9 protein-coding genes are annotated in these 13,222 nt (G+C 52.0%); 3 read left to right on the forward strand and 6 right to left on the reverse strand.

Going from position 1 to position 13,222, the window contains the following annotated elements:
- Window positions 1-156 precede the first annotated feature (156 nt).
- On the forward strand, window positions 157-564 hold the full coding sequence (locus ACEW8P_RS13675; protein ID WP_373513637.1) for a hypothetical protein: 408 nt from the start codon (window positions 157-159) through the stop codon (window positions 562-564).
- Window positions 565-584: 20 nt separating this feature from the next.
- The gene (locus tag ACEW8P_RS13680) at window positions 585-1,583 is read left to right on the forward strand and encodes a transposase (RefSeq protein WP_373513638.1); all 999 of its coding nucleotides are present in this window, start codon (window positions 585-587) and stop codon (window positions 1,581-1,583) included.
- A gap of 395 nt (window positions 1,584-1,978) precedes the next feature.
- Here the strand turns inward: ACEW8P_RS13680 and ACEW8P_RS13685 are convergent, their stop codons facing one another.
- A complete protein-coding gene (locus ACEW8P_RS13685) occupies window positions 1,979-2,734 on the reverse strand; it encodes a creatininase family protein (protein WP_373513639.1) in 756 nt (251 codons plus the stop codon).
- A gap of 169 nt (window positions 2,735-2,903) precedes the next feature.
- Here ACEW8P_RS13685 and ACEW8P_RS13690 point away from each other — a divergent pair, with 169 nt between their 5' ends.
- A complete protein-coding gene (locus ACEW8P_RS13690) occupies window positions 2,904-4,250 on the forward strand; it encodes a neutral/alkaline non-lysosomal ceramidase N-terminal domain-containing protein (RefSeq protein ID WP_373513640.1) in 1,347 nt (448 codons plus the stop codon).
- Here ACEW8P_RS13690 and ACEW8P_RS13695 read toward each other — a convergent pair.
- From ACEW8P_RS13695 to ACEW8P_RS13715, 5 genes are all read right to left on the reverse strand, one after another.
- On the reverse strand, window positions 4,247-5,413 hold the full coding sequence (locus ACEW8P_RS13695; protein WP_373513641.1) for a PP2C family protein-serine/threonine phosphatase: 1,167 nt from the start codon (window positions 5,411-5,413) through the stop codon (window positions 4,247-4,249). The two genes, ACEW8P_RS13690 and ACEW8P_RS13695, sit on opposite strands and share 4 nt — an antisense overlap.
- A gap of 90 nt (window positions 5,414-5,503) precedes the next feature.
- Window positions 5,504-6,400, reverse strand: a complete 897-nt coding sequence (locus ACEW8P_RS13700; RefSeq protein WP_373513642.1) for a sensor histidine kinase — start codon at window positions 6,398-6,400, stop codon at window positions 5,504-5,506.
- A gap of 105 nt (window positions 6,401-6,505) precedes the next feature.
- A complete protein-coding gene (locus ACEW8P_RS13705) occupies window positions 6,506-10,264 on the reverse strand; it encodes an ATP-binding protein (RefSeq protein ID WP_373513643.1) in 3,759 nt (1,252 codons plus the stop codon).
- Window positions 10,265-10,268: 4 nt separating this feature from the next.
- Window positions 10,269-12,824 carry a hypothetical protein gene (locus ACEW8P_RS13710; RefSeq protein ID WP_373513644.1) on the reverse strand — a complete coding sequence of 852 codons (2,556 nt, stop codon included), beginning with the start codon at window positions 12,822-12,824 and terminating at the stop codon, window positions 10,269-10,271.
- 122 nt (window positions 12,825-12,946) lie between these two features.
- On the reverse strand, window positions 12,947-13,222 hold a 276-nt coding region (locus tag ACEW8P_RS13715), incomplete at its 5' end, for a hypothetical protein (protein WP_373513645.1).

Consider the following 13,222-nt stretch of genomic DNA (forward strand, 5'->3'; position numbering starts at 1 on the left):
TGCAGGTACACTCCAAAATCGAGGCAGTCAATAAGTTTTTGGGGCGGTAGTTGACCCCAAAAATCATACAAACAGCATATTGTGAGTGGCTCTCCCGCCCGGTAGTTTTGCAACGTTGATTAATGGTAATCAATGACACAAAACAACCTTATTATTATGAAAAAGCTCATTGTTTTTCTGTTTGTAGTCTCGGCCTTCACCGCTTGTAAAACCAAAGATCCCGTACCCAAAACGCCCGCCGAAGCTGTCGCTGGTACTTACAATCTGACTTCCTTCAAGTTCGGGTCGGGTGCCGATGTACTGGACATCCCTAAAATGCCCTTCACGCAGGCGGGCAAAACCATTTCGGGTACCATCGACCTCACAAAAGTTGCGGATGACATGGTGGACATGGAAATAACGCTGAAATTTACGGGCGATCAACCCGAAACGCTGGATCTCGAAGGTTTGGAGGTCAGAAAGAAAGGCGAAGCTTATGGACTCTACGTGGACGGCGAGTTGGTTGCCGATGCCGATGGCCAGAACATCATTTTCAACTACTTAGGACTTTCGCTTCTGATTTGAAATACGATTAAATTTACTGGATGTTACAGAAAAAAGAATACATAGAGTACTTGCTGAGCACGCCGTTCAACTACACCTGCACCAACCTAGCCGACCACAAGCCCAACCTCTGCCACGACTCGGTCAGCGATTTCCTGCGGCGTGAACGCTTCACGCCCTCGCAGTTGTGGGCTTCGGTCGCTCCCCACATCGAGGATTCGGAAACCTCGGTCGTCATCGCCGACGACAGCATACAGAACAAGCAGTATTCCAATTTTATCGAACTGGTCAAGCGACAATACTCGGGCAATGAACATGGTACAGTCAAGGGTATCGGTTTGGTCAACCTGGTTCACTCTTCGGGGAACGACGGCGACTTCTGGCCCATCGACTACCGCGTCTACAGTCCCGAGGACGACGGCAAGACCAAGAATGATCATTTCCAAGAGATGTTCATGCATTTGGTGACCCACAAGCAGCTCAAAGCCAGGACGATACTCTTCGACACCTGGTACGCCTCGGTGGACAACCTCAAACTCATTCACCGCAGCGGCTGGACTTTCTTCACCACACTGAAGAGCAACCGCCTGGTGAACCTTGACCCGGCCGTCGGCTACCAGCACCTGGACGAGTTGTGCTTTGACGAACTCTCGTTGGTCAAAGGACTGACCGTCAAGCTGAAAGAATGCCCCTTCATGGTAAAACTGTTCAAGATGGTCGCCCCAAACGGCGACATTGACTGGGTCATCACCAATGACCTTGACCACGCTGTAAACCTGTTCGTCGCTGAGATCAAGAACGACAACAGGTGGCAAGTGGAGGAATTCCACAGGGGCTTCAAGCAGTTAACGGGTTCGGAAAAGTGCCAGTGCCGCAAGGCCCGATCGCAGCGCAATCATCTGGCCTGCTGCTATCATGCATGGGTTTCTCTCAAAGTCAAAGCCAAGCAGATGAAGACCACCATCTACCAAGTTAGGCAAGGCCTGTTCACCGACTACTTGGTTCAACAACTGATGTATCCTACTATTCATGCTGTTTAAGCGAAAGTCCTAAAAGTAATGGCCTAAATTTTCCTGAAAAGTTATCAAGCGGTAATCTTGACCCGGTAAGCAATCGTATTCCAGAAAAAAAAATCGCCAAAAAGAGAGGCAAATATGATCTCAAATTATTGTGTCGGATTTATACAGTCGATGCAGCATGTCCATTTACAGCATTCTGAAAGGGGGGATCTGATCAAGTACTTCTGTGCTTTGTTGAAAAAATAAAGGCGGGCCGCACACTTGCAGCCCGCCTTTTAAAAGCAGGGATTCCTGAAATAAGTCTTGTCCTTACTGCTTGTTGACGCGCACGACACCCTGGCGGTTGTTGCCATCGATAGCCCGAATCAGGTAGGTGCCTGTGGGCTACACGGTTAGGACGAACAATGTTTTACTGCCTACTCATACATCCCCTCCGCCTTCGCCAACTCATAAAAAAATCCCCCCAACTTCTCCGTCAAATCCTTGAAAAATTGCTTTCCCTTCGCCGCCGTAGCTTTTCGGGGATCGCCGATGCCCGTGTCGGCCGTTACCTGCGACCATTTGCGCTCGCTCCATGCCCAGCCCTCGCGGAAGGCGGCGACGGTGTGTTGTTTGGCCGCGCCGTCGCCCGCTTCTTCTAGGGGAAGTACCAGGTCGGGCCGCAGGTGCAGCATCACGCTGGTTTCGAGTTCGTCGGCGTGGTCACCTTTTTCTTCAAAGTACCCTTGGCGATCCAGAATATTGAACCAAAAACAGAAGCTAAGGTGCATCCGGGGGTACTTTACGCCCAGCTCGCGCAAAATGGGTTTGAAGTCATTGCCGCCGTGGCTGTTCAGTACCACTAGCTTGCGGATTCCCTGCCGGTCGAGGACTTCCACGAGGTCGTTCAGCACGGCGAGTTGGGTGCTGGGGTGCATATTGAGGTCGAGGAGGATGTCGGTCTGCCCGCTGTTGACGCCGAAAGGTACCGTGGGTAGTACGACGACCTTGGCACCCCATTCCCAGGCAATGCGGGCCGACTCGGCGGCAATGTGGTCGGCTTCATATACATCGGTGCCGTAGGGCAGGTGGTAGTTGTGGGCTTCGGTCGCGCCCCAGGGCAGGATAGCCAGCTCGAACTTTTCTTCTTGGAGGGCTTTGTAGTTGGTTTCGGCTAGGAGGTAGGGTTTCATTTAGTTGAGCGTTGAGAGTTGAGCTGTATGGCCCCACAGGATTGAAGGTATGAATTGAGGCGTAATTTTAGTGAAAGCTGCCAGTAATTCCGAACTTTGCCAATTACGTGGTACAACAATCTGCTCCTTTGTTGTCATTCTGAGCGGAGCCGAAGAATGCCCCTTTGATATGAAAACCTTCCTCAAAATACTCGCTGGAATTCTGGTCGCTTTGCTGCTTTTTGTGGCGAGCGCCGTTACCACGATCGATTACACGCCTTACCGTGAGATGGACTACTACCGCGCGTGGAAAGATAATATTGGCGCGGTGCGGGTGGTGGCGGACACTACGGGGCAGCCGTTGCGGGCGGGCTGGGCCAAGGCCAATATTACGCCGCCGCAGCCCGGCCCAATGGCAGGCTACGGCAATCGCTGGGGTAAGCCCTACGAAAGCGTTCATGATTCGGTGTACGTAAGGGCGATTTTTTTAGATAATGGATTGACGCAGGCGGCGATCGTGGCGGCGGATTTGCTCATTGTGCCGCCCACCGTTACGGAGGCTTTGAAAAAGCGGTTGCCGGAAGTGGGCCTTACCTTCGGGCAGGTTTATCTCGGAGCCACGCACAGCCACAGTAGCATCGGCGGCTGGGGCGATACGATCACAGGCGAACTCTTCGCGGGCGACTACGACCCGGCGGTCGTCGAGCGCATCGCCGATGCCATGATTCAGGCTATTCAGCGGGCCAAAAGTACTCGGCAAACAGTAGAAATGGGATATATGCAGGTGCAGGACACGACGGATATCCGCAATCGCCTGACGGGGGAGCGGGCCACCATCGACCCCTGGGTGCGCAACCTGCAACTACGCGGAGCCGACGGGCGCACGGCGCTGCTCAGTTCCTACGCCGCGCACTCCACTACGCTGGGTTCCAGTACGATGTCCCTCTCGCGTGACTACGCCGGGGCACTGGTGGACTCGCTGGAAGACGGCGAGGCGGACTTTGCGCTTTTTTTGGCCGGGGCCGTGGGCAGCATGGGGCCGCAGGGAGATACCGAAAGCGAGTTTACACAACTGTCCAGCGTATCCGACGGCGTAGAAACGGCCATTCAATCAAAGCTGGGTGTCCTAAATCCCCAATCCGTCAATATTTTAGAATCCTTCACGGTAGCCCTGCCGCTGCGGGAGCCTACCCCGCGTCTCAACACAACCTGGGCGCTGCGTCCGTGGGTGTTCCGATGGGCGTTTGGCGATTACCCATCATTCGTGAAGGCCCTGCGCGTGGGCAATGTGCTGCTGGTAGGCTTGCCCTGCGATTTTTCTGGTGAACTTATGGCGGAGCTTACTAAATACGCCAATGCCCGTGGCCTGCACTTGATGGTAACCAGCTTCGACGGCGCCTATGCAGGCTACATCACCGCCGACCGCCACTTTGATAAAAACCTCTACGAAACTGTAACCATGAACTGGTTCGGCCCCTACAACGGGGCGTACTTTTCGGAAATCGTGCGGGATGTAATTGATAAAATGGATTTTTAGGATTTATAATGAATCGTCAAAACTGTAATATCGTCGAATTGGTCCTCTTCGCCGATGAAGTCTTTCAATTTTGCTAACAGGCTGTCATTGATTTGTTTGGGCCTTTCTTCGCCGGATAATTGTTGCAAATGCTCCTCCAATTTTTTAAAACCGTAGCGTTCATTTTCTCGGTTATTGGCGTCGGTGGCACCATCGGTATAGAGAAAGAATGTGTCGCCGTGCGCCAGTTGCAAGGTTTGCGGCGTGTAGGCGTAGTCCTTGTCAATGGCCAGAGCCAGACCACCGTGCTTTTCGACTGTTTCAACCGTGCCATCCTTCCGGCGAATAAGCATCGGCTCGTGGCCGGCGTCAATGTACTCTACCAGGCCTGTTTTCAGGTTGATGATGCCCATGAATGCCGTCACGAACATGAAGGAGTTGTTGTTCGTACTTAGAAAATGATTTACCTGCCGCACCTCGTCCGTTAGATTTTCGTAGGTAGGACTCAAAAAATGGCTCTTGACGATGGCTTTCGTAATCGCCATGAACAGTGCGGCCGGAATGCCCTTGTCCGATACATCGCCGATGATGAAAAACAGGTGATCTTCATCCAATAAAAAATAATCGAACAGGTCGCCGCCTACTACCTTGGCAGGTTCCAAAAAAGCATGGAGGTCGATGTCGAGGCGGTCGGGGAATGGCGGCGACTCCTTAGGCAGCATCGACTGCTGGATTTCCTTAGCGATGTCAAGATCGTTTTTTATCGCCACGAGTTGGTCGCGCTCTTGTTGGAAAAGCTTGACCATATTGATGTGCTCGATCGTTTTATTGATCGTGATCTCCAGATCCTCGAAGTTGATGGGTTTGGTAATGAAATCGTACGCACCGCGATTCATGGCGACGCGAATGTTGTCCATGTCTCCGTAGGCCGATACCATAACGGCCTTCAAAGCCGGATTTTTTCGCTCGTTGACCATCGATAGGAAAGTTAGCCCATCCATTTCAGGCATATTGATGTCCGAAAGGATAAGGGCTATGTCTTCGTGTTGGTCCAGCTTTTCGAGGGCTTCGATGCCGTTGTGGGCAAAGACAAATTCAAACTGCTTGTCGCGGATCTGCTTTCGAAACCGCTGCGAGATGAGCATTTCCATGTCCAGCTCGTCATCTACGTTTAAGATTTTCATAGGAATAATAATTTTGAATGAGTGAATGAGTGATTGAGAGAATGAAAAAAATGAATTCCGAGTCTAGTATTCACTAATTCTCTCAATCACTCATTCCAAGTTGATAGGTAGCTCGATAATAAACTCCGTAAACTCACCCGGCTCGGTGGTTACGCTTAATTGGCCTTTGTGCGTTTCGACGATGGTTTTCAGGCTGAGGGAAAGACCAAGTCCGGTGCCTTCGCCGGGAGGTTTGGTGGTAAAAAAGGCATTAAACACTTTATTCACCAGTTCGTCGGGGATGCCGACGCCGTTGTCGCGAATCTTGATTTCAATGCCACCCTCGTGGCGTACCGATCGGACGGTAATGCGCGGCACGTAGTCTGGATTGGGCGGGGCTTTGCGCTTTTCATTCACGGCGTAGCAGGCGTTGTTGATCAAATTGATGATAACACGAACGAACTCGTTGGGCATGAGGTTTACATGGCCCACATTCGGGTCAAGGTCGAAAGTGAACGACACATTGAATTCCCGGTCGTGGGCACGGACACCCTGGTAGGCTAGTTTTGTGAACTCTTCGAGCATTTGGTTGAGGTCGGTAGGTGCGAGCTGCCGATTGTCGTCGCGGGTCTGGTCCAGCATACTCTGCGCGATGCGCTCCGCTCTACTGCCGTTTTCGTAAATACGCGTCAGATTGGTTTCCACCATACCCGCGAGTTCATCCAACTCATCCAAGTCCTCCGATGCGGACTCCGTTCGCATCTTCTCCAGCATTTCCTTCATTTCTGCCACCAAATCGAGCGCCAGCCGCGAAAAGTTGTTGACAAAATTGACAGGATTTCTGATTTCGTGCAGGATACCCGCCGTAATTTGTCCAATTCCGGCCAGCCGATTCTGCTGCGTAAACCGTTCCCGTGCTGCCTCAATTTCCTGACTCAATCGCTGAACTTCTTCCGTCAGCAAAGCATTGGCTCGTCTTGGGTCTTCCTGTTGGCTTATTGTTTCCATAGTCATAACGTTTATCTGTTTTCGCAACTTTAGGGTTTCGTGGGTTAAAAGGTCAATGATGTTGACGGTTAGTTGTTCAGATCAACTCCGGCACTTCCGCCAAAGTCAATAAGTAGGTAGCATAATGATTACCTCTGCGTACTGACCTTCTTCCGATTCTATCTCGATCAGCCCCCGGTGGAGTTCGACGATGTCCTTGCTCATGTACAGGCCCAGACCCGTGCCTTTGGAAGTGGGCTTGGTAGTAAAGAATGGGCTGAACATTTGCTCCATCTCTTTTTTTGGTACCCCCTTCCCATTGTCCTTGAATCGGATAACTACCTTATTTTTAATTGTTTTGGACGTTATCTGCAACTGAGGAAGATAACCTTTTTCCACTTTTTCTCTTTCAAGCGTAGAGTAGTAAGAATTACTAATGATGTTGCCGATTACGCTGCCCATTTCGGTGGGCAGGACTCGCACTTTGGGCGAGGGGATTTCGAGGGCGTAGGTTATCTCAAGTTCGGTTTGTTCTTCGCGGGTTTCACTGCGTAGTTCCTGATAGGCAGACTTTGCTTTGCCTTCCAGGAAGGTATTCAGGTCGGTTTCCAGAAAATCGGTAGACTTTTCCTTCAGGAGCCGCTGCATGTCTTTTACGATGCGAGTCGTGCTATTACCGTGTTCCTTAATTTTCACTAAGTTCATTTTTAGCATTTCCAGGTCGCCGAAGTAGTCGTCGGCTACCTCCGCGGGCAACTGGCTGTCTTTCGTGGGAACCAGTTCTACGATCTCCTCGATGAGCTCGTTCGATGACTCCGAGAAATTGTTGATGTAGTTCAGCGGGTTCAGGATTCTATCCACGATGCCTCGCGTGAGCTGACCGACGGACGCTAGCCGTTCTTGTCGTATAAGTTCGTCCTGCGCCACTTTCAGGTTGGAAAGTGTCGTTTCAAGATTTTCCAGAATCTTAGTCTTGATGAAAGCCGCGATGAGGTGTTCTTTCAAATTGCGGATCATGTCGAAATCCTTTTGGTCGAAGGCGTTGGCGCGGGTAGTGTTTTCCAGCGTGATGAAGCCCTCCACGTGACCTTCGACATTGATGACGATCGTGATCAGCGATTTTGGTTCCGCTAACGTATCCAGGGCATTACCCATCGGTATGAAGGGCGCGTCGCTGCGAGCATACACATCCTCTGCCCGTTCAACAGCATTGTTAAGGTAGCGTTCCTCGGCCTGTTGCAGAGTCAGTTGCAGCGGTTCCAATTGTGCGAGGTCGAGATTACCATACGCCGCCTTGAAGCGGAAACTGCTGGACTCCTGATCGTAGATCAGTGCCGTGGCGCTCTCCATATTGCGGATAATGTCAAGCCTGGCCAGCACAGTCTCAAACAGACTGGTAAATTCGATCTCGGAGTTGATAGACTGCACGATCTGGTCGATTTTCTCCAGTTGGTCGTTTTTGGATCCCAGTTCTTGCGACTGTTCTTCCAACTCCTCTTTTTGGCTGAAAATCTCTTCGGTGCGTTCCTGAATCATGCTTTCGAGCAGGTCTTTTTCCTTCACCAAAGCCCGTAATCGCCACCGAATGAGGAAATAAAGGATGGTAGTCAATACGATGAAATACAGCAGGTAAGCCCACCACATCAGGTACCACGGCTTAGCAACCACAAACTCGAAGACCGATTCCTCGCTTTCCAATTCATAGATGTTCTTGGCCTTCACCCGAAACCGATAGCGGCCCGGCGCGAGATTAGTGTATTCCTTGCGGTTCTGCGCCGTCCAGTCCGACCAAGTGTCGTCATAGTTTTCCAGTATGTACTTGAAAACCAACTCTTCCCCCACGTTAAAACTTGTGGCTGAGAATGCGAAGCTAATGTCGTTCAAGGCGTAGGCGATGCGCGTACGCTCCGGGTTCAGCACTGAGTTTTTCAGCGTGACATCGCCCTTTCGATAGCCATTGAATGCCAGCGTGTCGGCTTTCAAGTTGATTTTGCGCAGCAAAGCCGGGTATGATTTCAGGTAGTCATCGGGCTGTCCCAGGTCAAAGCGGATGGCTCCGTCCGGTCCGCCAAACCACACCAGGCTATCGGCGTCGGGATAGATGACGTCGAAGCTGCGGTCGGAAAAGGCACGGAACGGCTGTGTGACCGGCTGGTAGCCGTTTTGACTTTTTTTGTAATAAGTGATGAATTTCTCGTCGCCACGCGTGGTCCAGAAATTGCCATTTTGGTCGGGAACGATGCCGCCCTTCCAGTAATTGGCCGCCGTACTGTCAGTTTGAAAAAGATTGTGGGGCTCAAATGCGTCCTTCTGCGCGCTGTAGCGGAACGTGCCGTTTTTGTTCCAGGCGATGAGGCCCTCCGGGCTATTGACGATCTTGTTGTACAGTAGCGTCGACAAGCCATCGGCCTTTGTATAAAGTTTGCGTTGGCCGGCTTGGGCGTCGGTGCGGTACAGGCCTTTCGACAACGTTTCGAGCCAGATATGACCGTCGTTGTCTTCACTAATGCCCACGATCTGATCGTCGATTCCCGGTACCTGGCGGTAGCTGTTGCGGGCCAGATCCAGAATGCCCAACCCGTTTTCCAAACCCACAAATACTATTCTGGGATTGTTGCGCAGTGGATGCAGACATAGTGCAAAATCGCGGGAAAGCGACTGCGCTGATGTTCCGTTGATCCGGTATATGCCCTTGCTCGTGGCGGCCAGCAATGCGCCGTTGGCCTCTGCTATGTAAAAGCAACTGGCGTTTAGTCCGCCAACTGAACCGACCCTTAATCCATCGAGAATATACAGACCGTTCAACGTGCCGACGTACATGCGGTCCCGGTAGCGCATCAGGTGGTTCACCGCGCCCTTGACACCCACGGCCTCGTCGAACACCGACATGGGCGACGGAATATCTACTTGCGCAATACCGTTGTTCAGGGCTAGCCACAGCACCCCTCCCCGACCCTGAAACAGGCTGTTCGCTTGAGTATCTTCAAATTCTTTGCCCCGTACGATCTGCAAGATGCGTCCGTCCCGATCAAGCAGGGCGATGCCGCCCTGTAGGGTAGCCATCGCAAAGGTGTTGTCGTCGAGCCGTAACCCCGAACTTATTTGATTAGTACTTAGGTAGCCGTTGGCCGGGGCATTGAAGCGACTCATCAAATTGTTGGAAATCTTGAAAAGCCCCTGATTGCTGGTAGCCACCAGGATATTCTGCGCGTCATAAGGTAACACGGTAACGATGTCGAGCAAGGCAGGTAGTTGTGGCGATAGCGTCACGGGAAGGATTTTATTGCCGTCAAATAGTCCCAGGCCGCGTTTTTTCTGGTAGAAATAAATCTGCCCTTGTACGAAGTAGGCCGATAGAATAAGGTCTTCGGTATGCCATTTCCGAACGAGCCGCTTGTTCCAGAGGTAGATGTCTTTTTTGCCAATGAAATAAATTCCTGCCTGTGTCCCGACGATGCTGATAATTTCGCCGAAGGGCGTGGCTATGCGTTCGCTCAGGCTGGCGAAATTCAGTGTCCCCTTTGCGTCAGGTTTCAAGTACCCGAATTCGCCGTTGGCGCCAACAAAAATCCGGCCTGCGTTGTCGAGGTAGAGGGAGGATACTTTACCGTAATTCGTCGTCGTGATTGTCCGCCAGGCGGTGCCGTCGTATTCCAGCACGCCCGCGAAATTACCAAAGTACATTAGCCCGCGCTTGTCCTGGACAATCGCGAAATTCTGGCCATGGGCGTTGTATTCCTTCGCCGAATGTACTTCTGCCAATGGATTGCCGATTTCGCGGTTAGCCACCTCATCCTGCCCGGAAGCTGGCCCCCACGCCACGAGGACGCTCAGGAACAATGTCCAGCGAAGCAAGCGGGCGGTATAGGGGAGGGGGACGGGCATTTTTTTAAAGGTCTAAAAGTTGAAGGGTCGCAGTATTTGAACCTTCGGCTGTTTCAATACTTTGGCAGATTTTGAGATGAAAGGTGTCGTTTTGGGATTGCATGGTTTGGTGTAGTTCCCTATAGCGGATTGGGTTTTGGCGGTAGAGAGCTTTCAACGCGGTTCTGGCAATGATTTCTTCGGGCGAAATAGCGTGGGCGGCGAGCGTAAGCGTGTGATCCGTTTCGCGTTGGGCCAGGGTCGCCAGGGCGGTAGCGCGAAGCCGGGCCGTGATGCGGGAAAAATGGTTATTGGCGATATCCTTCAATCGCTCCTCGGTCGGCAGACTGATTTGGGCGAAGTGTTCGGCGCTGCGCTTCAGCTTTTCAGACAGGGGCTGGTCCTCGAAGAGCGGGATCAGTTTGTCCTTCCATTCTTCGGGCAGCGTCATATTCATCACTTCCAGCAGGTAACCGAAGGTTTCGCGGTCGTTATCGAGTAATAGTCTACTCACATCTTCAAAGCGTTGATTGCCTGGCAACAGCGACAGAAGTGTGAAAATCTTGGGCAGAACTTGCCGTTTCTCGCTTTCGAGAGCGGTCTGGATCGGTGATTCTTCGTCGTATTCTTCTAGGTCGTGCTGCGCAGCCAGTAGCCACACCAACAGCCCAATGCGGGCGTCTATTTCGGCAGCGACCCCGCCGCGTTCGGTGAGTGTGACCTGGTAGTCCAAGTGAGCCAGTGCACTATACACCTCGTCGCGGATCGCAGCTTCGGGATGGTGCATGAGCGGGCGCAGTAGCTTGGTGGCTTTCGGGCCGCCGATTTGCCGAATGAGTCGGATGAGGCGTGTTTGTAGTCGTAAGTTGCCCGCTGCCCGGTCGAAGCTGCGGCTCAATTCTCGTACTACGGCGTCGCGCCCGCCGCCTTCGCCCGATCCCAGCAGCCCGTAAGCTGCCGCCTCGTGCGAGTCTTCGGAATCGAGCTGCGCGATTAGCAGCGGCCACAGTTCTGCGCTGCGCACCGATCCGGCAGCAATCATCGCCGCGTTTTTTACGTCGATAGCCTCGTCGGACATGAGCCGCGCGAGGTGGCGGAATGCGTAGTAGCGTCCCGACTCGCCCAGCATTTGTGCGGCCAGAATGCGGTCGTGTTCGTGGGCCGAATCGGCTAGTTTTAGGATAAACTCGAAACTGCTGCGCTCATAATTCAGGGTTGACTTTTTACGAGCCGCCAGGCGGTTCGCTAACCCGAGGTAGGCGTCGCCGCTATCAGGGATCGGCGAAGCACCAAAATCTCCTTCATCCACAACCAGCCTTGACCCAGTGACGGGTTTTGCCAGCGTGGCCCGCAGGACGCCTCGGTACTGATTCTGCACTTTCATGGACGCGTAAACCCAACCAGCCAGAATCAGCAGGAAGAAGGCGGCAATCTCAACCGTTCCTACGAATGGCATACTCGTGAGAATTAGTAAAATGACACCCGGTACGATGTTGCCCAAAGCCTTGGGCCCGCCCTCAATGCGGCTCTGCACGTTGGCTCGCTCCGGGCCGGGAATGGGCTGCATCAAGACCTGAAAGGAAGGTTCGTTTACGGATTTTCGTACTGAACTCATGAAAAAGCGACTCAGGACTATGAAAGCGAAGAAGAGGGATGTGGTGCCAAAAATCGTCCCATAGCCCACCGCCAACCCCAGGCTGAAAAGCAATGTGAGCGGGAGCAATGCAATGCCCAACGTAAGGCCAAATTTGCTGATGACCTTGTTGTACAAAACTGTTTTGATCAAAAACTCCAAAAGGGCGCAGAAACCGAAAAAAGTACCGAGGAATCCCGCCAGCAGTTCTTTGTCAGGAAAGACGTTCTTTGACTCGACGGCGAACATAAAATCCACGAAAAATAAACCCACAACCGGTAGCATCGCTAACAAAAATACCAGCAGGTAGTATGGATTGGCCAGAAACCTCCGCCAACTGCGCGTGTCGTCCGTGGTGGTGGCTCTTTCGCCCGTAGCTTCCTTTGTTTCTTGAACCACAGAAAGTTGCCTGGGAAAACGCCGCACGATCAGGCTCATAAGTACGATGCAGCCAACTACCGCTCCCGCTGAGATGTACAGCAACTGGTCAGTCGCCAGGAATTTGAGCAATAAAGGCACCGAGAAAAAACTGAGGATGGACGATACTACCTCACCCGTGCTGATGAGGCCGTACAGTCGCTTGGCCTGCTGAATGTCGAAGATTTTGGAAGCTGTGGACCAGAACGTGATACCGTTGACAAATACAAACACACGATTCCAAACGAACAGAAAGAAAAGCAACCATTTGATGTTGCTGAACTGATACATTATCAGCAGCACCGAAACGGAAATCATCAGAAAATAAATCAGGCCATTAGCCAGCTTGAAGAACTGAATTTTCTGTTGCACATAACTCGTTACAGCGCCCAGCCCGTACACAACCAAGCCGCCCGCAATGTACGCTTTAGGTAACATCGTGCGCTCGAAGGAGATCAGGAAAAGCGAGGTGGTGGCCGTATAGAAAATCGCCACCGCCACGCCCATACAGAACGAGTAACCGACGAACAAGCCGACGGTTTTCTTTTCTTCCTCCTTGAGGTCTAGTAGGCGATATAGTTTTTTTGTAAAAAGTATCTGAACTGATAGTTGAAAGTGATCGGATTGGGAATGCTCGGGGAGATAGAAACGAATTAATTAAGATTCATTTTCATGACAAAAAAAGGGCGGTCAGGCATCTCGGGAATACTGGGTAGTTCATCGAGCATTTCGAAGCCTTTGCGACGGAGCGATTGTATGCGGACGAGCTGCGGAAAGCCTATAATCACTTCCGCACCCAGCGCTTTGGCGCTTTCAATTCTGATGGCATCTAACTGACCAGACAGCCCATGACCCCGGTATTCGGGTGCTACTACCAAACGGTTGAGAGACGCGAGTTTTCTGCTTTCAAAATGTCGCTGGTGTTCGGG

It is taken from the genome of Persicitalea sp. (genome assembly GCF_041751555.1).
GTDB lineage: Bacteria > Bacteroidota > Bacteroidia > Cytophagales > Spirosomataceae > Persicitalea.

Bases quoted from the DNA above. Each gene is read 5' to 3' on its own strand.
- ACEW8P_RS13690 (WP_373513640.1), top strand. From the start codon at position 2,904: ATGAAAACCTTCCTCAAAATACTCGCTGGAATTCTGGTCGCTTTGCTG.
- ACEW8P_RS13685 (WP_373513639.1), bottom strand. From the start codon at position 2,734: ATGAAACCCTACCTCCTAGCCGAAACCAACTACAAAGCCCTCCAAGAA.
- ACEW8P_RS13680 (WP_373513638.1), top strand. From the start codon at position 585: ATGTTACAGAAAAAAGAATACATAGAGTACTTGCTGAGCACGCCGTTC.
- ACEW8P_RS13700 (WP_373513642.1), bottom strand. From the start codon at position 6,400: ATGGAAACAATAAGCCAACAGGAAGACCCAAGACGAGCCAATGCTTTG.
- ACEW8P_RS13675 (WP_373513637.1), top strand. From the start codon at position 157: ATGAAAAAGCTCATTGTTTTTCTGTTTGTAGTCTCGGCCTTCACCGCT.
- ACEW8P_RS13695 (WP_373513641.1), bottom strand. From the start codon at position 5,413: ATGAAAATCTTAAACGTAGATGACGAGCTGGACATGGAAATGCTCATC.
- ACEW8P_RS13705 (WP_373513643.1), bottom strand. From the start codon at position 10,264: ATGCCCGTCCCCCTCCCCTATACCGCCCGCTTGCTTCGCTGGACATTG.